This is a genomic window from Bradyrhizobium sp. S3.7.6 (assembly GCF_054061875.1).
In genome coordinates this window covers 1,459,128-1,482,524 of sequence record NZ_JBSSEQ010000001.1, presented here as the reverse complement: position 1 = coordinate 1,482,524, position 23,397 = coordinate 1,459,128, and the positions used below count along the sequence as shown (strand labels likewise).

General features: G+C 65.1%; 20 protein-coding genes and 1 pseudogene. 14 read left to right on the top strand and 7 right to left on the bottom strand.

Annotated features, from left to right (window positions below; translation table 11 throughout):
* Positions 1–8 precede the first annotated feature (8 nt).
* Positions 9–926 (bottom strand): DUF1127 domain-containing protein, encoded by a 918-nt coding sequence (locus tag ACVJ5M_RS07030; protein WP_063980726.1) that lies wholly within the window; start codon positions 924–926, stop codon positions 9–11.
* Positions 927–1,079: 153 nt separating this feature from the next.
* Between ACVJ5M_RS07030 and ACVJ5M_RS07025 the strand changes: the two genes are divergently transcribed.
* From ACVJ5M_RS07025 to ACVJ5M_RS07010, 4 genes and pseudogenes are all read left to right on the top strand, one after another.
* Entirely contained in the window at positions 1,080–2,666 is a 1,587-nt protein-coding gene (locus tag ACVJ5M_RS07025; RefSeq protein ID WP_063980725.1) for a winged helix-turn-helix domain-containing tetratricopeptide repeat protein, read from the top strand.
* A 110-nt stretch (positions 2,667–2,776) separates the two neighbouring features.
* A complete protein-coding gene (locus ACVJ5M_RS07020) occupies positions 2,777–3,892 on the top strand; it encodes a winged helix-turn-helix domain-containing protein (protein ID WP_063986041.1) in 1,116 nt (371 codons plus the stop codon).
* A 159-nt stretch (positions 3,893–4,051) separates the two neighbouring features.
* A pseudogene (locus tag ACVJ5M_RS07015) lies at positions 4,052–5,271 on the top strand (MFS transporter).
* An 11-nt stretch (positions 5,272–5,282) separates the two neighbouring features.
* Positions 5,283–6,437 (top strand): acyl-CoA dehydrogenase family protein, encoded by a 1,155-nt coding sequence (locus ACVJ5M_RS07010; protein WP_063980723.1) that lies wholly within the window; start codon positions 5,283–5,285, stop codon positions 6,435–6,437.
* Between the two features lie 204 nt (positions 6,438–6,641).
* Here the strand turns inward: ACVJ5M_RS07010 and ACVJ5M_RS07005 are convergent, their stop codons facing one another.
* Entirely contained in the window at positions 6,642–8,807 is a 2,166-nt protein-coding gene (locus tag ACVJ5M_RS07005; protein WP_063980722.1) for a putative bifunctional diguanylate cyclase/phosphodiesterase, read from the bottom strand.
* 468 nt (positions 8,808–9,275) lie between these two features.
* Here ACVJ5M_RS07005 and mepA point away from each other — a divergent pair, with 468 nt between their 5' ends.
* The 5 genes from mepA (at position 9,276) to modC (ending at position 13,419) form a co-directional block, all read left to right on the top strand.
* Complete coding sequence (gene mepA / locus ACVJ5M_RS07000; protein WP_063980721.1) at positions 9,276–10,220, top strand: penicillin-insensitive murein endopeptidase; 945 nt, start codon at positions 9,276–9,278, stop codon at positions 10,218–10,220.
* A 342-nt stretch (positions 10,221–10,562) separates the two neighbouring features.
* Positions 10,563–11,066, top strand: a complete 504-nt coding sequence (locus tag ACVJ5M_RS06995) for a hypothetical protein (protein ID WP_063980720.1) — start codon at positions 10,563–10,565, stop codon at positions 11,064–11,066.
* Positions 11,067–11,259: 193 nt separating this feature from the next.
* Positions 11,260–12,045: a molybdate ABC transporter substrate-binding protein gene (gene modA, locus ACVJ5M_RS06990; RefSeq protein WP_063980719.1), complete on the top strand. Its 786-nt coding sequence runs from the start codon at positions 11,260–11,262 to the stop codon at positions 12,043–12,045.
* 13 nt (positions 12,046–12,058) lie between these two features.
* Positions 12,059–12,754, top strand: a complete 696-nt coding sequence (gene modB / locus ACVJ5M_RS06985; protein ID WP_028148288.1) for a molybdate ABC transporter permease subunit — start codon at positions 12,059–12,061, stop codon at positions 12,752–12,754.
* Positions 12,755–12,756: 2 nt separating this feature from the next.
* Positions 12,757–13,419 carry a molybdenum ABC transporter ATP-binding protein gene (gene modC / locus ACVJ5M_RS06980; RefSeq protein WP_063986040.1) on the top strand — a complete coding sequence of 221 codons (663 nt, stop codon included), beginning with the start codon at positions 12,757–12,759 and terminating at the stop codon, positions 13,417–13,419.
* A 202-nt stretch (positions 13,420–13,621) separates the two neighbouring features.
* On the opposite strand, the gene ACVJ5M_RS06975 is transcribed toward modC, so the two are convergent.
* On the bottom strand, positions 13,622–15,415 hold the full coding sequence (locus tag ACVJ5M_RS06975) for a potassium/proton antiporter (protein ID WP_063980718.1): 1,794 nt from the start codon (positions 15,413–15,415) through the stop codon (positions 13,622–13,624).
* Between the two features lie 210 nt (positions 15,416–15,625).
* Between ACVJ5M_RS06975 and ACVJ5M_RS06970 the strand changes: the two genes are divergently transcribed.
* Positions 15,626–16,942: a mechanosensitive ion channel family protein gene (locus tag ACVJ5M_RS06970; RefSeq protein WP_063980717.1), complete on the top strand. Its 1,317-nt coding sequence runs from the start codon at positions 15,626–15,628 to the stop codon at positions 16,940–16,942.
* Positions 16,943–17,049: 107 nt separating this feature from the next.
* Positions 17,050–17,868, top strand: a complete 819-nt coding sequence (gene map, locus ACVJ5M_RS06965) for a type I methionyl aminopeptidase (protein ID WP_063980716.1) — start codon at positions 17,050–17,052, stop codon at positions 17,866–17,868.
* A gap of 73 nt (positions 17,869–17,941) precedes the next feature.
* Here map and ACVJ5M_RS06960 read toward each other — a convergent pair whose 3' ends face one another.
* The 3 genes from ACVJ5M_RS06960 to ACVJ5M_RS06950 form a co-directional block, all read right to left on the bottom strand.
* Complete coding sequence (locus ACVJ5M_RS06960; protein WP_187387908.1) at positions 17,942–18,664, bottom strand: 3-oxoacyl-ACP reductase family protein; 723 nt, start codon at positions 18,662–18,664, stop codon at positions 17,942–17,944.
* A gap of 49 nt (positions 18,665–18,713) precedes the next feature.
* Entirely contained in the window at positions 18,714–19,280 is a 567-nt protein-coding gene (locus tag ACVJ5M_RS06955; protein WP_063980715.1) for a TetR/AcrR family transcriptional regulator, read from the bottom strand.
* A gap of 103 nt (positions 19,281–19,383) precedes the next feature.
* Positions 19,384–19,980 carry a bifunctional transcriptional activator/DNA repair enzyme AdaA gene (locus ACVJ5M_RS06950; protein WP_063980714.1) on the bottom strand — a complete coding sequence of 199 codons (597 nt, stop codon included), beginning with the start codon at positions 19,978–19,980 and terminating at the stop codon, positions 19,384–19,386.
* A 133-nt stretch (positions 19,981–20,113) separates the two neighbouring features.
* On the opposite strand from ACVJ5M_RS06950, the gene ACVJ5M_RS06945 reads away from it, so the two are divergent.
* On the top strand, positions 20,114–21,052 hold the full coding sequence (locus ACVJ5M_RS06945; RefSeq protein WP_063980713.1) for a DMT family transporter: 939 nt from the start codon (positions 20,114–20,116) through the stop codon (positions 21,050–21,052).
* A gap of 50 nt (positions 21,053–21,102) precedes the next feature.
* Here ACVJ5M_RS06945 and ACVJ5M_RS06940 read toward each other — a convergent pair whose 3' ends face one another.
* A complete protein-coding gene (locus ACVJ5M_RS06940; RefSeq protein ID WP_084794946.1) occupies positions 21,103–21,543 on the bottom strand; it encodes an antibiotic biosynthesis monooxygenase family protein in 441 nt (146 codons plus the stop codon).
* Positions 21,544–21,960: 417 nt separating this feature from the next.
* Between ACVJ5M_RS06940 and ACVJ5M_RS06935 the strand changes: the two genes are divergently transcribed.
* Together ACVJ5M_RS06935 and radC are read left to right on the top strand one after the other, a co-directional pair.
* Complete coding sequence (locus ACVJ5M_RS06935) at positions 21,961–22,347, top strand: VOC family protein (protein ID WP_231143810.1); 387 nt, start codon at positions 21,961–21,963, stop codon at positions 22,345–22,347.
* 99 nt (positions 22,348–22,446) lie between these two features.
* Positions 22,447–23,160 carry a RadC family protein gene (radC, locus tag ACVJ5M_RS06930; RefSeq protein WP_063980710.1) on the top strand — a complete coding sequence of 238 codons (714 nt, stop codon included), beginning with the start codon at positions 22,447–22,449 and terminating at the stop codon, positions 23,158–23,160.
* The last annotated feature ends 237 nt before the right edge of the window (positions 23,161–23,397 follow it).

Sequence of the window (23,397 nt, the reverse complement as noted above, 5' to 3'; positions counted from 1 at the left end):
GCAGCATGCTACCTGGCCATCGCTGCGGTCTCTGGAGCCATGGATGAGCCGGGTCGCACGAACACAAAACGGGATATCGCAGATATCTGCGCGTCCTCACGGCCATCCTGGCCGATCAGGATGAGGCCTGCTCCGCCATTCGCCACCGTCAGGACGACCGCTTCGCCCGCCCACGTTCCGATAGGCTCCATCCCGATGGTGAGAAACTCACCGATCGGCTGGTCCAAATACTGAAGTCTCAGCTGCGGCGCGATTTCGGCGGGCGCCAGAGCAAGACCGAGCTGTTGTGCACGCGCATAGATTTCCCGCAGCGAAGCCTCGCCTTGAAAGCCGAGCTCCGCAACCGACACGGCAACAAGCTCAACCTCCGCCTTCTTGCGACTTAGGGTAAAGGCCGGTCGAGCGAGTATCTCATCAGCCGCGTTTCCGACGCCGCAGCCCATTGCGCTCATCGCGCTGCGAAGAGCGAACGTATCCGTGAATGTTCCTATCCGGATCGTCTTCCACGCCAGGACATCTGCAGCCGAGCTGACCGGAATCTCCGATCTGGGAGCCGGCGGGTCGACCTTGACCGCCAGCTGCCTCCGCAAACCATCCTGCGCAGTGCATTGAGCCTCGGCGCGATCTACGGAAATCAAGCTGAACAGGTTGACGACCAACAGGATCGCAAGCGCACTGCCAATGCGCCAGGGTGCCGGACGATCGGGCCTTGCGCGGCCTTGCTGCAAGGCAATGTAGTCCATATCGGCGCGCGTCGCGCCGATATCCATCAACTCCCGATCGCTGAGGGCACAGAGAGCGGTTTGTACCTTCAGCCGTCTTCGGCGCTTCTGCCATGCGCTCCAGACCCGCAGGAAAAGGCTGGTCACTTGCTGCACGGGTGTGGCAGTCCGTCGCACCTGTGCAACGCCGTTGATGGTACTCATCGGCGATATCCCTTGGCGATACCTTTACCGAGGGCAGGATGTCAGGACTTCGCCGGGCACGCTTGACGTGCAGCTTACATTTTCCTGACCGGCGCCTTACTTTACGCCCCAGCAGGTGCAGAGGCGGCTTCATCCAACGACGGGAGTGGCAACTTGCGCTATCTCTTCGATGAATACGTGCTCGACACGGATCGGCGCGAGCTGCATCGCGGGGCCGATGCTGTTTCCGTTGCGCCACAGGTCTTCGACATTCTCGACTACTTGATCGGCAACAGGGAGCGTGTCGTCAGCAAAGACGACCTCATGAACGCGATCTGGAAGGGGCGCATCGTATCGGAGGCCGCGCTTGCGACCCGCATCAATGGCGTCCGCACGGCAGTCGGCGATTGCGGGGAAGCGCAGCGCCTGATCAAGACGATCCCGCGCAAGGGCTTCCGTTTCGTCGGAGCCGTTCGGGAAGTACGGGAGCCGGATCCTTCAACCGTCCCTCACCGGTCAGAAGCGAGAACAGCGGCCCTCCCGCTACCGGATAAGCCCTCGATTGCCGTACTCCCTTTCGTCAGCCTCAGCTCCGATCCCGAACAGGAGTATTTCGCAGATGGCATCGTGGAGGAAATCACGATGGCTCTGGCTCATTTTCGCTGGCTGTTCGTGATCGCACGCAATTCGAGCTTTGCGTATAAGGGCCGGGTCGTTGATGTAAAGCAGGTCGGCCGCGAGCTTGGTGTCCGCTATGTACTCGAAGGCAGCGTGCGCAAAGCCGGAAATCGCATTCGAATCGCGGGGCAGCTGATCGATGCCGAAACTGGAACGCATCTCTGGGCAGACCGCTTTGAGGGCCCGATCGAGGACATGTTCGATCTGCAGGACAATCTGACGTCCAGTGTCATAGGCGCAATCGCCCCGAGGCTGCAGCGTGAGGAAATCAAGCGGGCAAGGCGGAAGCCGCCCGAAAATCTGGATGCGTATGATCATTATCTGCGCGGGCTGGCGAAATCCCGTTGGTCCAACAACGCAAACACCGAGGCGCTGCAGCTCTTTTGCAAGGCGACCGAACTCGACCCTCGACTGGCTTGTGGCTATGCGATGGCCGCCTGGTGCTATACCCGGCGCAAGGCGAACGGCTGGATCAGCGATCCCGCGAAGGAAATTGCGGAAGCCACCCGGCTGGCCCGGAAGGCGGTAGAACTGGGGGCAAATGATCCGGTTGCACTGTCCGTGGGTGGATATGCACTCGCCTTCATAGCCCATGAGTTCGACGACGCGGCTGCTTTCGTGGATCGAGCTTTGGCTGACAACCCTAACTTCGCGCAAGCCTGGGCCACCAGTGCCTGGCTGAGAGTTTGGAGGGGAGAGCCGGATCTCGCCCTCGAGCACGCCGCACATGCCGTGAGACTTAGCCCGCTCGATCCGCCCATGTACTACGACGCGCAGGGAGCCATGGCCTATGCGCATTTTCTGGCGGGCCGCTATGACGCGGCGGTATCATGCGCCGAGACCGCATTGCGTGGTCAGACGAGTTTCCTGCTCGTGACCTGCATTGCCGCAGCCAGCAACGCATTCGCTGGGCGGCGTGAACGAGCGCAACGATCCCTCCTGCAAGCCCTTGAATGCAATCCAGATCTTCGTGCCAATCTCGAGAATCTGGCACCGTTTCGCCGGGCAGATGACTTCGCGATCTTCGAGAAGGGTCTCTGCGAAGCGGGCCTTCCGGAAAAGCACGACCTTGGCACCCCCTGACGGGGTGGACCAATGTTCGCGGCTTAGTTTTCGGGAGCGAAGGCCTATTCTCCACGGATTATTGCTCCCGCGCCCTCGGAGAATAGAGGGCAGGCTTGGAGAATGGTGCCATGCGCTATTTCTTCGAGGACTGTGCGTTGGACACCGAGCGGCGCGAATTGCGGCGCGGGCTCGATGTGGTGCCCACGACACCCCAGGTTCTCGATCTGCTCGAACATCTGATCCGCAGCAGGGATCGCGTCGTCAGCAAGGACGATCTCGTCAACGCGATTTGGAATGGCCGGATCGTATCCGATGCGGCGCTGACGACCCGGCTGAACGCCGTCCGGCGCGCGATCGGTGACTCCGGTCAGCAACAACGTCTTATCAAGACATTTCCACGCAAGGGCTTTCGTTTCGTGGGCGCCGTGCACGATGAGGATCGGCAACCAGGAACCACGGCAGCGGTTACGATCCCGGTTGCCTCTGCACACGCTGTTGGCGAACGGCGATCCGCAGGCTGGCTGGAGGACCTCAGAGGCCGTTTGAAGCTCGTCGGCAGCGTGCTGGCGTCGGTCGCCGCCATCGGCGCAATTGCCGGTGGCGTTGCCGGATACTGGAATGCCTGGAAGACAGTCCGTACCGACGCACAACGGGAAGCTCAAAATATCCAGCCACAGCCGACAGTCAGGCCCGAGATCGCGCCTCGCCTCTCTCTCGTCGTGTTGCCCTTCGCCAGCCTCAACGACGGTCCGGCGCAGGACTCCTTTGCCGACTTGATCTCGACAGGCTTGACGACCGATCTCGCGCGAACGCCCGCCACTCTCGTTGTTGGACGCGACACCGCCTTGACCTACAAGAAGAAGGTGGTCGATCTGCAGCAGCTCGGGACGGATCTCCGCGTCCGCTGGGCCGTGCGGGGCGCGGTGAGACGCAACGGAGACCAGGTGCGGGTCAACGTATCTCTGACCGACCTTCAGACCGCCCGCGACATCTGGTCGGATAGGTTCGACGGCGACCTCGCAAACCTGGCCGTCTTGCAGGATACCATCGCAGCGCGGCTTCTCTGCGTCGCACACTTGCACCTCCGTCAATATGAAGAAGCCCTCCAACAGTGCAGCCGCTCCCTCAATATGACCGGCACGGATTCTGAGGCCTACATGAGCCTGATCTCGGCGTACGGGTGGCCGGGGCAAATGGAACGGGCACGCGGGGGCAGCGAAACCGCGGCACAAGACACATCCTAAGTCGGTGTTGCGGTGGCCCATGGCGCATGCCGACGCTCAAGGCGCTGCAAGGTAACGAGCTCTGTACCCGCGCATTGCGCGTAATCTTGCCCTCGGCCGACAGATGGGCCACCATCCCCGCGCGCACCATCAACAAGAGCAAAAGCGCAGAGGAAACGGATGAGCAAGCCGTCAGGGTTCGACTATGGCTGGGTCGTGGTCGCTGCGGGAGCGCTGATGACCTGTGTCGGCTTCGGCACGATGCTGTCGCTTGCGGTCTTCCTGCAGCCGATCTCCGAAGCGATGGGCTGGTCGCGCGCGGGCGTGTCGGCGGCGGCGACGCTGGATTTCCTCTGCATGGGCGTTGCCGCGTTCTTCTGGGGCACGCTGTCGGACCGGTTTGGCACCCGCATCGTGGTGCTTGCCGGAAGCCTGCTGCTGGGCCTCGGTCTCGTGACTGCGAGCCAGGCAACCAGCCTATGGCAATTCCAGCTTTTCTTCGGCGTGCTGATCGGCGTCGCCGCCGGCAGCTTTTACGCGCCGATGATGGCGCTCGCGAGCGCCTGGATCGAAAAGAACCGCAGCCTCGCGGTGGCGCTGGTCTCTGCCGGCATGGGCGTGTCGCCGGTGACGATCGCGCCGACCGCAAGCTGGCTGATCACGGCCTATGACTGGCGCACCGCGATGCTGGTGATCGGCTGTGCGGCGTGGGCGCTGCTGATCCCGGCCTGCTTCCTGGTGCGGCCGGCGCCGCAGGCGGCTGGCCCGGCGAGCACCGACGCGGCACCGGAGATCGAGCTGACCGCGGCGCAGGCGCTGCGCACGCCGCAATTCATCGCGCTCGCAGCCGCGCATTTCGCCTGCGCGCGGCGCATTCCGGTCCGATCTTTCACATGGTGTCCTATGCGATGGTGTGCGGCATCGCCCCGCTCACCGCGGTGACGGTCTACAGCGTCGCCGGCGTCTCCGGGCTCGGCGGACGCCTGCTGCTCGGCGCGGCAGCCGATCGCATCGGCGCCAAGCCCGTGCTGGTCGGCGGCCTGTTCGTGCAGGCGATGTGCATCGTGACCTATCTCGCGGTGGCGCAGCTCGGCGAATTCTACGCGCTCTCGGTCGTGTTCGGCCTCGCCTATGGCGGGGTGATGCCGCTCTATGCCGTGCTGGTCCGCGAGTACTTCGGCGCGCGCATCATGGGCACCGTGTTCGGCGCGGTGTCGGCCTTTGCCAGCCTCGGCATGGCGCTGGGTCCGTGGGCCGGCGGGCTCGTGTTCGACAATTTCCAACGCTACACATGGCTGCACGCCGGCTCCTTCGCGATCGGGCTCGCCGCCGTCGCGGTGGCGCTGAGTTTTCCGACAAGACGCAGGCAATCGCTCGACCTCGGCCGCGCTGCGGCCTGACGAGGTGACGCATGAACAGGCCGCAAGGCTTCGATCTCGTTGAACGTGCCCGGGCAATCGCGCCACTGATTGCGCGCGAAGCGGACGAGATCGAGCGCTCCCGTCGGCTGACGCCGACCGTCGTCTCGGCTTTGATCGAGAGCGGGCTCTATCGCGCGCTTTTGCCGCAGAGTCTCGGCGGTGCGGAAGCCCCCATCGAAACCTTCATGCAGATGCAGGAGGAGATCGCGAAGGCGGATGCCTCGACCGCATGGTGTCTCGGCCAATGCAGCGTCTGCGCGATGATCGCGGCTTCGCTCGACCACGACATTGCGCGCGAGATCTTCGACAGGCCGCCCGGCATCCTCGCCTGGGGCGCGATCGCGCATGAGGCGCGTGCGGTCGAGGGCGGCTATCGCGTCACAGCGCGCTGGGATTTTGCCTCGGGCTCGCGGCAGGCGAGCTGGCTGGGGGCGCATGTCCGCATCGTCGGAGCCGACGGGACGCCGCGGAAAAATGCCGACGGCTCGCCAGAGGTTCGCACCATCCTGTTTCCGGTTGCGAGCGCGGTGCTGCACGACGTCTGGCAGGCGATCGGGCTCGCCGGCACCGGCACGGATTCCTATGAAGTGAGCGACCTCTTCATCCCCGAGCGTTTCACGGCGTTCCGTGACGTGCCGTCCGCGCTGCGTGAGACGGGTCCGCTCTACAGGATCGGCACCGGCTCGACCTTCAGCCTCGGCTTTGCCGCGGTCTCGCTGGGCGTCGCGCGCGCGACGCTGGATGCCGCCATTGCTTTGTCGCGGGCAAAGCACCAGTCGCTGGCAGCGAGCGCCATGCGCGACAACCAGGCTGTCCAGGGCCTGATCGGCCGCACCGAGGGCGACTTACGCGCTGCGCGCACCTATCTCTATGCGACGGCGAATGCGATGTGGCACGACCTCTGCGCGACCGGCCAATTCAGCCCGGCGCATCGCAGCGCCGTTCGCCTCGCCGCGACCTGGACCATCCATCAATCGGCCAAGGTAGTCGACGCCGCCTATCACATGGCCGGCGCGACTGCGGTGTTCCGCAGCAATCCGTTCGAGCGGCGCTTTCGCGACATGCACGCGATCGCGCAGCAGATCCAGGCGCGGGATACGCATTATGAGGATGTGGGGAAGGCGATTTTGGCGGAGGGACGCTGAACTACAGCCGCAATGACGCTGCGCTCCCTCGCCCCGTTCTTACGGGGCCGCGACGAGCTTCGCTCGCGCTGAGAGGGTTGGGGTGAGGGGCATCTCTCCACACGGGCGGTCGTTGAAGGACCTGTACCCCCTCACCGGAATCCGCGCTACGCGCGCATTCCGACCTCTCCCCGCAAGCGGGGCGAGGTAAGGGGCAGCCCCGCCTTACGCCACCATCGCAGCCTTCTCGTCACCATCGATGCCGCGCTGGGCGGCGAGCAGGCTGATGATCTCGGCGTTGGGCCGGGCCTTGCTGAACAGAAAGCCCTGGCCCTCGTCGCAGCCCTCGGCCCGCAGGCAGCTCAGCTCGGCTTCGGTCTCGACGCCCTCGGCGGTGATGGTAACGCCAAGGCCTTTGCCGAGGCTGACGATGGAGCGGATGATCGCCTGGGCCTCGCGGTTGGCGCCGAGATCGCGCACAAAGGACTGGTCGATCTTGATCTTGTCGAAGGGGAAGCTGCGCAGATAGCTGAGGCTGGAATAGCCGGTGCCGAAATCGTCCATCGAGATGCGGACGCCGAGCGCGCGCAGCGCATGCAGCGTCGCCAGCACCTGCGCGCTCTTTTCGAGCAGCAACGTCTCGGTGATCTCGAGCTCCAGCCGCCGCGCCGGCAGGCCGGAATGTTTCAGCGCGTCCGTGACGACCGAAAGCAGATTGCCGCTGCGGAACTGGAGCGGCGACAGGTTGACGGCGACGCGGACATCGTCAGGCCAGGTCGCGGCGTCCAGGCACGCCCGGCGCAGCATCAAGCCGCCGAGCGGATTGATCAGGCCGGTTTCCTCGGCGACCGGAATGAACTCGGCCGGCGAGACCATGCCGCGCTCGGCATGCGGCCAGCGCACCAGCGCCTCGAAGCCGGTGATGCGGCCGCTCTGGAGGTCGATCAGCGGCTGATAGTAGGGCCGCAGCACGTCGTTCTGGATCGCGTCGCGCAGCTCGACCTCGATCTTGCGCCGGCTCTGCGCCTTGGCATCGAGCGCGGCCTCGAAGAACGCAAAGGTGCCGCGGGCATCGGCCTTGGCGCGCGACAGTGCCATGTCGGCGCTCTTGAGCAGCTTTTCGGAATCATCGCCGTCGCCGGGCGCCATCGCGATGCCGATGGAGGCGCCGATCACTACGGAATGGCCGTCGAGCAGATAGGGATCGGCGATGGCTTCCAACAGGCGTTTTGCCAGCATCACCGCGTCCTCGGGACGCGTCAGCCCGCTCTGCACGATCGCGAACTCGTCGGAGTTCAGCCGCGCCAGCGCGTCCTCCTCGCGCAAGGTCGAACGCAGCCGCTTGGCGACGCCGCGCAGCAGCTTGTCGCCGACCGCGTGTCCCAGCGTGTCGTTGACCGCCTTAAAATTGTCCAGCCCCAGCATCAGCAGCGCGACCTTGTCGGAGCTGCGCCGCATATGCAGCAGCATCTCGTCCACCTGCTGGCGCAGCAGATTGCGGTTCGGCAGGCCGGTCAGCCCGTCATGCTGGGCCATGAAGGCGAGCCGCGCCTCGGCGCGCTTGCGTTCGGTGATGTCCATCAGTGCGAGCAGCACCGCGGGCCGGTCGGCATAGGTCAATTCGCGGGAATAGATCGCAAGGTCGATCAGCGCGCCGTTGGCCTTGACGTGCTTCCAGGTGCGTGCGGCCTGCTCCTCGCTGGAGCGATCGGTGGTCCAGGGCGGCTCGCTGTCGAAAGCCTGCAACGAGCGGATCTTCAGCTTCTCGAATTCGGCACGGCTATAGCCGTAATGGGAAATCGCGGCATCGTTGACGCCGAGGATGCGCTCGTCGTCGAGCGCACAGACGATCATGGGGACGGGATTGCCGTCGAACAGCAGGCGGAACGAGGCCTCGCGCTGCTTCAGCTCGGTGATGTCGACGCGCAGGCCGACCACGCCGCCGTCGTCGGTCAGCCGCTCGTCGATCAGGATGACGCGGCCGTCCGCGAGCATCTGCTCGTGGCGCGCGCCGGGCTGATAGAGCTTTTGCAGCCGCTCGGCGATCCACTCGTCCTCGTGGCCGGCCGCCTCGGGATAGTCGCCACGCGCGACGCCGATGCGCAGCGTGTCCTCGAGGCGCGCGCCTTCCTCGAACAGATCGGCGGTCTTGCTGTAGATCTCGGCGTATTTCCTGTTCCAGAGCACGTAACGGCCTTCGGCATCGAGAAACACGATGCCTTGCGGCAGGAGGTCGATGGCCTGGCGCAGGCGCTCATGGGATTTGCGGGCCTCGGCAATCGCCGCCTCCGCCTCGGCGCGGCGGCGCAGGAGTTCGTCGCGTTCGGAAACGGATTGAGGCGCGCGCGCGAAGCGCGGCTTGCGCGGCTGTCGGCGAGCCCGGGCGAGCACGCCTCCCTTTCGCTTTGTTGTTTTTCGAAACCCCAAACTCAACTTGATGCGTCCCAGTCGCGCCCAGTGGCCGCAAGTTTTGGGGCAAGTGTCTGAAAAAAAAGTAATCTTGGGTGGCTTGTCGGTCGGTCGCACAGTCTGGTGGCCGCAGAAAAGCAGCCCTCATTGCCGCTTTGCGCGGCGCGGCAGCGCCGCCGGGCGCGCCAAGCCCATCACATCGTCGTCATCGGAGAACGCGATGGCGCAAAATTGCGCGCTGCCTTGAATCATTTCCGAGATCGCGCGCGAATGCATACAGAGGGCTGGGAGCACGCCTCCCACGCACGAATTTTGGTCAATGCACGAGAGGGTTATCGCGTCGTTAAAAATCGGCCGGCCGCGCGTAGGGAACTGCGACTTTCGGACAATATTTCGGCCGAAGGACTGTTTCTTAACCCTGACGCCGCGTTGCGTTATAAGGATGACAGCATGAGTCCCCGCCGCCTCACCCCTCTCCTGCTTGTCATGACGTTCCTGACCGCCGGCGCCGCGCCGGCCCAGGACAAGGGCAGCGTCAACCCAAAACCGCTACCGCCGCTCGCCAACCCAAACGATCCCAGCATCGGCGCCAAGGAGCTGTTCGCGCGAAAGCTGCTGCCGTCGAAGGGAACGGCTCATGTCATCGGCTCCTACACCAAGGGCTGTATCGGCGGCGCCATGCAGATGCCGCTCAACGGCGACAATTGGCAGGTGATGCGGCTGTCGCGTAACCGCAATTACGGTCATCCCGACATGATCGCGCTGATCAAGCGGCTCGCGGCCAGGGCGAATAAGGACGCGGGATGGCCGGGCATTCTGGTCGGCGACATCGCCCAGCCGCGCGGCGGGCCGGCACTGTCAGGCCATGCCAGCCATCAAATTGGCCTGGATGCCGACATCTGGCTGACGCCGATGCCGGACCGTCGTTTGTCACGCGAGGAGCGCGAGGACTTGTCGGCGGTGATGATGGTGCGCCAGGACCGGCTCGACATCGACCCCAAGGTGTTCACGCCTGCTCATGTGCTGGTGCTGCGCGACGCAGCGCAGGAGCCGGCAGTGCAGCGCATCTTCGTCAATCCCGCGATCAAGAAGGCGCTGTGCCGCGAGGCCAAGGGGGACCGCTCATGGCTGTCGAAAATCCGGCCGTGGTGGGGCCACGACTATCACTTCCACATCCGCATGCGCTGCCCGGCGGGCTCGAGCGAATGCGAAGGCCAGTCGTCGCAATCCGAGGACGAAGGCTGCAAGCCGTCCGACCTCGCCTACTGGTTCAGCGACGCCGTGCTGCATCCGAAGCCTCCGCCGGAGCCGCCGAAGCCAAAGCCGCCGATGACGCTGGCGCAGATGCCGGCGGCCTGCAAGGCGGTGCTGCACGCGGTGGATGCGAAGCAATAGGCGGCTGGCTGGGCAAGCTGCCGCCTCACCCACCGGTGTCGTCCCGGGGCGCGCGAAGCGCGAGCCCGGGATCCATAACCACAGGGAGCGGTGGTTGAGCGAAGCGGTAACTCCGAGTCTTCGTCAAATTCCTCCCTGGGGCTATGGATCCCGGATCTGCGCTCCGCTTCGCTGCGCTTATCCGGGATGACAGAGTCATTACTGGCTCCCATCCTCTGAAATGCGCTAGGATCGCCTTGCCGCTCTGCCGTAAGCTGAGCGGCCCTGTCGGGACGCGCATCCCGCCTTTCAGCAATGACCGCAAGCCCCGCATTGTTCGCGTGGCCAACGATGAGATTTGACATGCGCGTCCTCACCTTCCTCGCTGCGCTTTCGCTCAGTGCGACCTCCGCTCTGGCTGCCGAAGAGCCCAGCGGCTGCGACAAGTTCAAATGGCCGATCGAGCGTGAGCGCGCCGCGCTCACCGCGCCGGTCCGCGCGAAGCTCGCCTCGGGGAGCGAGCAGGCGGCCTTGCCGTCGTCGGCCATCACGCTGGGGCTGGTGGCCCCAGCGGACGCGAAGCTGCCGACGCCGCCGGAAAGGGCGCCGAAGGACGGCACCTTCGCGGGCTTCACCAGCATCAAGGCGCCGAAGGCCGGGCTCTACACCGTCAGCCTGTCCTCCGGGGCCTGGGTCGACGTGGTCCAGGACGGGCATTTCCTCAAGCCCGTGGCCTTCAGCGGCGCGACCGATTGCGACGGCATCCGCAAGACCATGAAATACGAGCTGTCGGCACAGCCTTTCGTGCTCCAGGTCAGCGGCGCCAAGGACAATTCCCTGTCGATCGCGATCCTGCCGGCACAATAAGTCGCTTGGTTGGACAAACGGCCGCCTTTGACCTGAAGGCTTAGCCTGCTATCTTCGCAGCTGCGATATCCCCGCCGGCCGTAAGTCGTTGCGGGGACACGTGGAACAGCGCTTCCGCCCGTCGCACGCCAACCCACCCAACGCCAGATTTGCGCGTACGTTCGCGCGCGCGAACTCGCACGGAGCGCATTCCATGATTCGTATTGCCGGACTTTTCACCGCTTTCGTCCTCCTCGCGAGCGCGAGCCTTTCGCCTGCCGCCGCTGAGGACAAGACCATCACCGTGTTCGCCGCCGCCTCGATGAAGAACGCGCTCGACGAGATCGACGCCGCCTACACCGCCAAGACCGGCGTCAAGTTCAGCGTCAGCTATGCCGCAAGCTCGGTTCTCGCCAAGCAGATCGAGCAGGGCGCGCCGGCCGACGTGTTCGTTTCCGCCGACACCGACTGGATGGACTACGCGATCTCCAAGAAGACCATCAACGAGCCGACCCGCGTCAATTTGCTCGGCAACAGCATCGTCCTGATCGCGCCGAAGGACTCCAAGATCGACAACGTCACGATCGCGCAGGGTTTCGACCTCGCAAAGCTCGCGGGCGACGGCAAGATCGCGACCGGCGACGTCAAGTCCGTGCCGGTCGGCAAATACGCCAAGGCGGCGCTGGAGAAGCTGGGCGCATGGCAGGCTGCGGAGCCGAAATTCGCCATGGCCGAGAGCGTGCGCGCCGCGCTGACGCTGGTGGCGCGTGGTGAGGCCAATCTCGGCATCGTCTATTCGACCGACGCCAAGGTCGAGCCCGGCGTGAAGGTCGTCGGCACCTTCCCGGCGGATTCGCATCCCGCGATCATCTATCCGGTTGCCGCGACCACCACCGCGAAGCCCGAGACCAACGACTATCTCGCCTTTCTGCGCTCGACCGCTGCCAAGACCATTCTGGAAAAATACGGCTTCAAGTTCCTGATCAGCCCGACGACTTGATATCTACGACTTGATGCTCGAGATCTCTCCCGCCGAATGGACGGCGATCCTGCTCTCGCTCAGGGTCGCCGTCATCGCCACGCTGGTCGCAACGCCGTTCGGCATTGCGCTGGCATGGCTGCTTGCCCGCCATGATTTCTGGGGCAAATCGGTGCTCGATGCGCTCGTGCATCTGCCGCTGGTGCTGCCGCCTGTCGTTACGGGCTATCTCCTGCTCCTCACCTTTGGTCGCAAGGGACTCGTCGGCGGATTTCTGGCCGACTATCTCGGTATCGTCTTCGCGTTTCGCTGGACCGGGGCGGCGCTCGCCTGCGGCCTGATGTCGTTTCCGCTGCTGGTGCGCCCGATGCGGCTGTCGATCGAGGCGATCGATCGCCGGCTCGAGCAGGCGGCCGAGACGCTGGGAGCGGCGCCCTGGAAAGTGTTCTTCACGGTGACGCTACCCCTGGCGCTGCCCGGCGTGCTCGCCGGCATGGTGCTGGGCTTTGCCAAGGCGATCGGCGAGTTCGGCGCGACCATCACCTTCGTCTCCAACATTCCCGGCGAAACCCAGACGATTTCGTCGGCGATCTACTCGCTGATCCAGACGCCCGATGGCGACGCGGCCGCGGGACGACTCGTGATCATCTCGATCGTGCTCGCGCTCGGCGCGCTGATCGCCGCCGAATGGTTCGCCCGCCGCGCCACGCAACGCCTGCACGGGAACTGACCATGCTGCGCGTCGACATCGAAAAACAGCTCGGCGAATTCTCGCTCTCCGCAACCTTCACCAGCGAAGGCCGCGTCATCGGCCTGTTCGGCGCGTCCGGTGCCGGCAAGAGCTCGCTGGTCAACATGATCGCGGGCCTGCTGCGGCCCGACCGCGGCACCATCGTGATCGACGGCGAGACCGTCGACGACACTGCCGCCGGCATCCATGTCCCGACCTGGCGCCGCCGCATCGGCTACGTATTCCAGGACGCGCGGCTGTTTCCGCATCTCAACGTCGCGCAAAATCTCGACTACGGCCGGCGGATGAACAGCCTCGCGCCCGATCCTGCCCAGCACAGGCGCATCATCGAGCTGCTCGACATCGGCGCGCTCCTTGATCGCCGTCCAGGAAAGCTCTCCGGCGGCGAACGCCAGCGCGTCGCGCTCGGGCGCGCGCTGCTGTCGAGGCCGCGCCTGCTGCTGCTCGACGAACCGCTCGGCGCGCTCGACGAGGGCCGCAAGCTGGAGATCCTGCCGTATCTGGTGCGGCTGCGCGATGAAGCCAATGTTCCCATGGTCTATGTCAGCCACGACGTCGCAGAATTGCGCCAGCTCGCGACGCAGATCGTGATGCTGAAGCAGGGGCGGGTGACATCGTTCGGCGGGGTGAAGGTGCTGACGTGAGGGGCGCTGACGACTTGCCGAGACACCTCGCCCCACCATCGCTGTCATGCCCCGCCTAGTGCGCAATTGCGCACGGGGGCGGGGCATCCAGTACGCCGCGGCTTCTCGGTTCAATCACAATCGTCTCGGATTACTGGATCGCCCGGTCAAGCCGGGCGATGACAGCGAGGTTGTGGCGGCGGCGCGCAAGCAATGGTGAGCGCTAAACCCCCGCCACCGACGTCCACAAATCCGCGAGCTTGCGCCGCAGCGCTTGCCGGCGCGTCAGCGGCGCGGGCGTCTCCTCGTCCTCCGGCAGACGCAGGCCGACGACGTTGACGCGGCCGCCGGAGATGCTGCGCGCAACCAGCACGATCTCGTCCAGCGGCAGCTCGGCGCCTTCCTTCGGCGCGCGATCGAGATGGACGTCGAAATAGTCGGCGAGGGTCAGCTTGCCGTCATCCTCGCCGACCTTGACGCCGTAGATCTCGGCAAGCTCGGCCAGCGTGTGCTCGCCGGAGACCATGAAGTCGCCGAGCAGATGCGGATCCGGCGCCGAGCTCGGCTGCATGTCGACGAAGAAGCGGTCGAGCGACTCGGCCTTTTCCGGCGGGGCCAGCAGATAGATGTAGTCGCCGGGCGCGATCGGATCGGCTTCTGTCGGGGTCAAAATGTTCTCGTTGCGGATGACCAGCGTCGGCTTGGACCAGGACGGGATCAGACCGCGGCGGAAATACAGGCTCTTGGGCCGCACCGGATAGCCGACGAGTTGCTGCTCGAGCTGGCCGGGCAGATCCAGCTCGACGCGGCGTGGACCACGCTCGGCGCGCGGCAGCGCCACGTGCAGCTTGCGCGCTGCCGGCGCTAGCGTCCAGCCCTGCAGCAGGAGCGAGATGATGACGACGACGAAGGCGACGTCGAAATAGAGATAGGCCTTCGACAGGCCGACCAGCATCGGGATCGACGCCAGGAAGATCGCGACCGCACCGCGCAGGCCGGTCCAGGCGATGAAGATCTTTTCGCGCCAGTTGAAGCGGAACGGCGCCAGGCACACGAACACCGCGATCGGCCGCGCGACCAGCATCAGGACGAACGCAACCCCGACCGCCGGCAGCACGCTCGTGCCGAGCCGGCTCGGCGAAACCAGCAGGCCCAGCAGCACGAACATCACGATCTGCGCCAGCCACGTCGCGGCATCCAGGAATGCCACCACGGAATTATGCGCGCGGGTCGGGCGGTTGCCGATGATGATGCCGGCGAGATAGACCGCGAGGAATCCGGAGGCGTGCATGATCTGCGAGCCGCCGAAGATCACGAGCGCCGCGGTCGTGACAAACGGCGCATGCAGGCCCTGCGGCAGCGCAACCCGGTTGAGCGCAACGACGACGAGACGTCCCCCGAGGAAGCCGACGACGGCGCCCAGCACCGCCTCCTGGATGAACTCCATCGCCACATGGCCCGCCGAGCTCGATCCCAGCGAGATGTATTCGACCAGCATCAGGGTGAGGAAGATCGCGAAGGGATCGTTGGTGCCGGATTCGGCCTCCAGCGTCGCGCCGACGCGCGGACGCAGGCGCAGGCCCTGGGTGTGCACCAGCAGGAACACCGCAGCCGCGTCGGTCGAGGCCACGACGGCACCGACCAGCAGCGATTCCGTCCAGTTGAGGTCGAGCGCGTATTTGGCGAACGGCGCCGTGATCAGCGCGGTCAGAAGCACCCCGACGGTCGCGAGCACAACGGACGGCGCGAGCACGGTGCGGATGCTGGCAAAGCGCGTCTTCAGGCCGCCGTCGAACAGGATCAGGGCCAGCGCCACCGAGCCGACCAGATAGGTGGTGCGGACGTCGTCGAACTGAAGCTGCCCGGGGCCAGAATCGCCCGCGAGCATGCCGATGGCAAGGAAGACGAGCAGCAGGGGCGCGCCGAAGCGCAGAGCAAGCAGGCTCGACAGGATACCGGCCATGACGAGGACGGCGCCGAGCAATATGGCGAGGCTGACAGAGTCGAGGGAAGCCATCCACCTTCCGGGTACAAATCGCTGGAATTGCATCCTTATCGTCGGCAGACTCCCACGCCAACCCATTTTCTCCCACTCGCGGCAATCTGCCCGTATTTTGCGGCCTTAACGCACCTCACTTAGCGGTGTATCGATGGCCGGGCCGCTCCCTTTGTGGGAATCTGCGGCGCCCTCGAATCAATCCCTGCCGCCCGCTTCCCGACGAGACTGATGGACATGGACCTCAAAGACTTCATGGAGTTCGTGCAGACCACCGCGCGCAGCGTCGGGGCGGAAATCTCCTCGCCCTGGTTCTACCTGCAATTCGGCCTGATCCTGGCCGCGGCCGGCATCGCCTATGCCGCGGAAGCCGGGGTTCGCAACCGCATCGACTTGACATCGCTGGCGATACACTGGCCGCTGCCGCTCCGGCACTTCGCCCGGGTGATGGTCTCGAGCGCCTCGACGGCGGTGTTCACCCTGATGGTGATCCTCTCCCGCGTGGTGATGTATCACGCGACCTGGCCGAGCCGCAGCTATCTCCTGATGGTCGCCGCCAAGCTGGGACTGGCCTGGCTTGCGATCCGGCTCGTGACCTCGGTGCTGCGCAACGCCTTCATCGTCAAGCTGGTATCGATCTCGGCGTGGTTCGTCGCGGCGCTGTCCATCATCGGACAGCTCGACACGACGGTCGACCTGCTCGATTCCTTTGCGATCGTGCTCGGCGGCCTGCGGCTGACGCCGCTGCTGGTGATCAAGGCCGGCGCGCTCCTGCTCATCGCGCTCTGGGCCACCAACATCGCCAGCAATTTCGCCGAGAGCCGGATCAACTCGACCACCGATCTGACCCCGTCGGTGCAGGTGCTGCTGGTCAAGATCATCCGGATCGGGCTGCTGGCCATCGCAATCGTCATCGCGCTCGGCGCGGTCGGTATCGATCTCTCGGCGCTTGCGGTGTTCTCCGGCGCGGTCGGCGTCGGCATCGGTATCGGCCTACAGAAGATCGTCGCCAACTTCATCTCGGGCATCATCCTGCTTGCGGACAAGTCGGTGAAGCCGGGCGACCTCGTCACCATCGGCGACAATACCGGGCGCATCAGCGCGATGAAGACGCGCTATATTTCCGTCGCCGCCGGCGATGGCCGCGAATTCCTGGTGCCGAACGAGGACCTGGTGACGCAGAAGGTCGTCAACTGGACCTACACCGACAAGAACACGCTGGTGAAGATCGCCTTCGGCACCAATTACGACGCCGACCCGCGGCTGGTTTGCAAGCTCGCCGCGGAGACCGCGGCCGCCCATCCCCGCGCGCAGAAGGGCAAGCCGCCGAACAGCATCCTGACCGAGTTCGCAGAAGCCGGGATGAAGTTCTCGCTGACCTTCTGGATCGCGGACCCCGACGGCATGGATGGCGTCAAGAGTGACGTGATGCTGGCGCTATGGGAGGCCTTCAAGCGCGAGGGCATCCGGGTTCCCTATCCCGTCCGCGAGATTCGCGTCCGGGGCGGCGCCCTGCCGGTGGAAACCACCGTAGAAGTCCCGAATTAGGCCCTGTTTCGGGCGCAAGAGCCACGCCTGACTTGCATGAAGGCCCCTGATCATTAGATTATGGCCTTGAAATCAAGCCCTTCCGCCGACATCGAGACCAGCCCCGCATGAGCTACGTCGAAGCCTCCGATACCTCCCTGCGCAAGACCGGACAGATCAAGCTGCACGGGCCGAGCGCCTTTGCCGGCATGCACAAGGCGGGCGCGCTGGTGGCGAAGTGCCTCGACGAGCTCACCGATATCGTCGGGCCCGGCGTGCCGACCGAGCGCATCGACCAGTTCGTCCGCGACTTCGCTTTCAGCCACGGCGCCTATCCGGCGACGCTGATGTATCGCGGCTACCGCTACTCGACCTGCACCTCGCTCAACCACGTGGTCTGCCACGGCATGCCTGGTGACCGTCCGTTGAAGGAAGGCGACATCGTCAACATCGACGTCACCTTCATCGTCGACGGCTGGTACGGCGATTCCAGCCGGATGTATGCGGTCGGCCCGATCGCCCGCAAGGCCGAGCGGCTGATCGAGGTGACGTATGAGGCGATGATGCGCGGCATCGCAGCGGTCAAGCCGGGCGCTACCACCGGCGACATCGGCCACGCCATCCAGAGCTTCGTCGAGCCGCAGGGCATGAGCGTGGTGCGCGATTTCTGCGGCCATGGCCTGGGGCGCATGTTCCACGACGAGCCGAACATCATCCATATCGGCCGGCCCGGCGAAGGCGTTCAGCTCAAGCCCGGCATGTTCTTCACCATCGAGCCGATGATCAATCTCGGCAAGCCGCATGTGAAGATCCTCTCCGACGGCTGGACCGCGGTGACCCGCGACCGCTCGCTGTCGGCGCAGTTCGAGCACTCAGTCGGGGTGACCGCGACGGGCGTCGAGATCTTCACGCTGTCGAAGCGGCACGGCGAGACGCAGATCGGGTGATGGCCCGGCAGGACCGCGATGCGATCCTGCCATCCTGTTCGCCGGCGACGATCTGTCGTCAGAGGCGGACCTCTTACAGCACGTAGCCACCATCGATGGTGAGGCTGGCGCCGGTCATATAGCCGGATTCCGGGCCCGCCACATATGACACCAGCGCGGCGATCTCGCCGGGCTCACCGACGCGCTTCAACGGAACGATCTCTTTCAGCCGCGACACCATCGTGGCCGTCATGTCGGTCTCGGTCGGGCCCGGCTGGACGTTGTTGACCGTGATCCGGCGAGGCGCCAGGTCGAGCGCAACGCCGCGGACCAAGGAGGCAACGGCGGCCTTGGTCATGGCATAGACGCTGCCTCCCGGCGTCCCTGTCCGGATCGCCGTGTTGCTCCCGATCGTGATGATGCGGCCGCCGTCACGCATCTGCCCGGCTGCCGCCTGGATGGCCAGAAAGACGCCGCGGATATTCACATCGAGAATGAGGTCGAGGTCTTCCAGGCTGAACTGCTCGACGGGACCGAGGCGGAGAATGCCCGCGTTGACGACGACCGCATCAAGCACCCCAAGCCGGCTCACGGTCTCGGCGACGGCCGCGCGGATCGCGGCGGGATCGGCGCTATCGGCCTTGATCGCGACGGCCTTGCGGCCAGCGTTCTCGATCGCGGACACGATTTCGGCGGCACTGTCCGGTCGCGACACGTAGGTTAGCGCGATATCGAACCCGTCCCGTGCGAGACGGACCGCGATCGCGGCGCCAATGCCGCGCGCTCCACCAAACACCAACGCGACTTTGCTGCTCATTTTCTCTCTCCTTATTTTGAACGATCGTTCCAAATTTGACCAAAAAAAATTACCCGAGGGCGCGCAATGCGATGGCGCCGAGCGCCCGTAATTGGCGCGGCCTGGCGCCACCGCGCGCGGCGATTCGAATACCGGCAACATTCGCCAGCAGAAACTCGGCTGCGTCGTCGGCGTCGAGATCCCGCGTCACGTCGCCGTCGGCCTGCGCTTCGCGCAAGCGTTTCGAAACGGCGCCCTGGAGCGCGCGGCCTGACGCCGCATGGATGCTGGTGAGGTCATCCCGCGAGCGGCCGAACTCGCTGATCGAGCCGATGCCCAGGCAAGCCTCGTTCGCGTCGCGAACGACGCGGTCGATCATCGCCCTGAGGCCGTCAATCGCGCGCGGCGGCGCCCGCAGCGCGGCAAGATGGGCTTCGACCTCGCTGGCCGCGTAGCGGCGCACCGCGGCGCAATAGAGTTGCCATTTGTCGCCAAACGTATCGTAGATGCTCTGGCGGCCGATCCCCATGGCGTCAACAAGCATCGGCGTCGAGGTTCCCTCGAAACCGTGCTCGCGAAACGCACCGATCGCGGCATCGAGCGCCTCGTCCTGATCGAATTCCTTGGTCCTTGCCATGACACGACAATAGTTATTCTGGAACGAATAGTCAATTATCAAATGCGGCGGCATTGCCCGCGACATGGCGGGAAGCAGATCGGGTGATGCCTGGCTCGGCGGCCTAGTGGCGGCGCCGGAATGACGACGGCGGCCGCTTGTAGGTCGCGACAAATGCATCGTTGAATCTGCGAACGCTGCCGAAACCGGCGGCGAAGGCGATCTCCGCCAATGTCATGCTGGTCTGGTCGATCAGACGCTTGGCTTCCTGCACACGGCGGGTCGTGGCGATCTCGCTCGGGCTCGCACCGGCGTGGCGCATGAACAGGCGGAGCAGATGGCGCGGCCCGACTCCCAGGACTTCCGCAAGGTCCATCATCGACGCGCGATCCAGGAATCCGTCATTGATCAGGCGCATCCCGCACGCGACGGTGGTGGCCGTTCCCATCCAGGCCGGCGATCCGGGCGCGGTTTCCGGCCGGCAGCGCAGGCACGGGCGAAAGCCGGCGCGCTCGGCGGCAGCGGCGGTCGCATAAAAGGTGACGTTCTCGGAGCGAGCGGGGCGAACCGGGCAGACCGGCCGGCAGTAGATCCTCGTCGAGCGAACGCCGGAGAAGAACAGCCCGTCGAACGCGCGTGCCCGCGCCAGCCGCGCCCGATCGCAGGTGTCCCAGTCGAGATGCGGCGGCAGCGTTTGCCGATGTGCCGAGCCTGTTGCCATGGCGGAAGAATAGTTTCATCGCAGCCCGCCGAGTAGCTGGAATCGGACTCGATCGGGCGATGAGGTCCGAATCCAGCCAGCCTGCGCCACCACGCCGGATCATGGTCCCGGTCCATCCCGGAGCAGATTCGCAATGCACACGCAGGCGCAACAAACGACGTCAGGACAAACCACGCTCACGTTCGAGATCGGGCTCCTGCTCCTCCTCTCACTAATCTGGGGCAGCTCGTTCACGCTGATCAAGGTCGCAATCCCGACGATCCCGCCGTTCACGATGGTCGCCGCGCGCGTGACGATCGCGGCCATTCTCCTGATCGCGATCGCTCGCGCTCAGGGGCACGCTCTTCCCGCCCGGGGACCGGTGTGGGCGGCTTTCTTCGTGCAGGGACTGCTACAGAGCGCGCTGCCGTTTACCCTGATCAGCTGGGGCGAGCTGCATATCGCAAGCGGTCTCGCCGGCGTGCTCAATGCGACCCCGCCGATGTTCGTGCTCGCGATCGCGATGATGACCGGACGAGGGCGGCGGGCGATCAGCAGCTGGAAGATCATCGGCGTCGCGCTCGGTCTTGCGGGCGTCGCGGTGACGATCGGCATCGATGCGCTGTCCGCCTTGGGCACGACGGCCCCGCTGGCGCAGGCCGCCGTGCTCGGCGCAAGCCTCTGCTACGCGCTCGCACCGATATGGGGGCAGCGGTTCTCCGGCTTTCCCGCCACCGTCACGGCGGCCAGCGCCATGAGCTGTGCCGCGATCCTCATGGTCCCTGCCGCACTCGTCCTCGAGCGACCCTGGACGCTGGCACCGACTTCGCACGCGGTCGCGGCCGTCGTCAGCCTCGCGGTGATCTGCACGGCGCTCGCGATGGTGATCTATTTCCGCCTGATCCGCACGCTCGGCCCACTCGGCACGACCAGCGGCAGCTATCTGCGCGCCGGCTTCGCGGTGGCGCTCGGCACGGCATGGCTCGGCGAACGCTTCACCTGGTCGGCCCTTGCAGGCATGACGCTCATTCTCGCCGGGGTCATCGCCATCACGATGCCCCTGCCGGCGCGGCACCGTGGTCTCGAACCGTAAGAGCGTCCGCGGGGCGATCTTTTGGACCGCCCCCGAGCCGCCGTTACAGATCAGGCATGATTGACCTCGACGACCTCGCACAGGATCGTCTCGGCCTTCGACAGCGCCGCAAGGCTCTGGATGTACGGCGCAAATCGCGGATCCTTGCGAAAATTCTCGATGTCCCCCGCGCTTGCCCATTGCGAGTAGTTGATCGCGCGCCGGCCCTCCTTGCTGGCGTGGACGCTGGACGAGATGAACCCGGGCTGCTTGCTGAAGAAGGTCTCGGTGCCCCCCTTCAGCAACTGAACCAGCTTTTGCTGGTTGTCCGGCTCGACCGTGAAGACGTTGACGAGGGTCGTGACGTCGCTACCGGTGCGAATGGTCGCTTCCATTTTCGAACTCCTGTTCTGGCTGTGGGACGGCGCCGCTTGCGCGACGAGCAAGACGCCCGCTCCGAGGCCGGTGGCAACGAAGGCACGACGCGACGGCTCAGGTCTGGTCCGGGACATTGATATTCTCCTGTTGCGGAAGATCGGCTGGCCACTCGACCGGCCAACAGCGCTGAGACGAACGAGGCAGGAGAACGAAGACAGCTGGTGTGAAATTTTTTCTCGACGGCTCAATCGCCCCGAGCGTAGGCGGCGCCGGGAATCCGGGCCGGCAACATCCTGACCGGCTCCCGGCGTTGCCGATGCGCGCGAACTCTGCTACCCGGAGCGCGCCGAAAAAGGCATGGCCGGATTGGTAAGCCCGGCCTGTTCCTGACTTGCCAGGAATTCTGCCACCGTCTCCACGGTAGGACCCACGGCCGGACAGAGTGACGCGATCGTCACGATGATCGGCGGGTCATGTCATCGTGTCAACTCGGCCGCCGCTCAGTGTGGAAGCTCGTTCCGTCCGTTCCTTCACCTGAACGGAGAGCACCTATGCGACTGCAACATCTCAACCTCGCGACCTCGGACGTCACCGCGCTTGCCGCCTTCTTCGAGCGCTTCTTCGGCTTTGCACCCTATGCCTCGCGTGGCGAAGCCCTCGTCGTCCTGCGCAACAAGGAGGATTTCATCCTGACCGTGATGCGCGGCAGGACGGGCGAGCCGGCCGACTATCCCGCCAATTTCCATATCGGCTTCTACTACGACGAGGCAGCCGACGTGGAAGCCAAGCACGCCGAGCTAAAGGCCGCGGGCCTCGACCCGAGCAGGATCGCCTCCATGGATCGTGGCGGCGGCGTCCGCGTCCCGCACTTCTATGTCACCGCGCCGGGCAATGTCCTGGTCGAGGTCTGCACCCCGCCGGGAGGGCTTTCGTCGTAGGTAGACGACGAGGCCCCGGCGGCCGCGCCAATGAGCGAGCCGCCGGGGCCGGACACTTCCCGGTTGCAAAACGCGCGCCGTACGGCATGGTTAGGCCTGATGCCCGCCAAGACCGACCACGACAAGGCCAAGCCCGAGGACGCGCCGCACTATCACGGCCATCGCGAACGGCTGCGCGAGCGCTTCTACAGCGCGGGCGCAGATGCGCTCAGCGATTACGAGCTGCTGGAGATGGCGCTGTTTCCGGCGCTGCCGCGGCGCGACACCAAACCGCTGGCAAAGACGCTGATCAAGACCTTTGGCTCGTTCGCCGAGGTCGTCCATGCCCCGGTGGCGCGTCTGCGCGAGGTCGGCGGCATCGGCGAAGCCGCGATCCACCAGCTCAAGCTGATCGCCGCGGCAACGCATCGCGTCGCCAAGGGCGAGGTCAACAGCCGCAACGCGCTGTCGTCCTGGAACGAAGTGATCGACTATTGCCGCTCCAGCATGGCGTTTTCAGACAAGGAGCAATTCCGCCTGCTCTTCCTCGACAAGCGGAACCAGCTGATCGCCGACGAGGTGCAGCAGACCGGCACCGTCGACCACACCCCGGTCTATCCACGCGAGGTGATCAAGCGCGCGCTGGAGCTGTCGGCGACCGCGCTGATCCTGGTGCACAACCACCCCTCAGGCGATCCCTCGCCGTCACAGGCCGACATCCAGATGACCAAGGCCATCATCGACATCGCAAAACCGCTCGGTATCGCCGTGCACGACCACATCATCGTCGGCAAACGAGGTCACGCCAGTCTGAAGGGACTGAAGCTGATCTAAACGACGTCGCCTCTTGGGGGCTAAAGCGGACCTTACCGCGAACCTCGCAAAACGACGCGATTGCCCCAGAGCAGTCATCAGTCCCGCTGGCAACTCGAGGTTGTCCAGAGAGCACGGCGTGGATCCGTTGGATCAGCATTGTTGTCCCATGCGTGACTCGTAAGCGACAGTGGTCGGGATAATGGATTGCTGCCGCGATCGCCACAGATGCGGCGTCTTCGCACAACAATTCTGGTG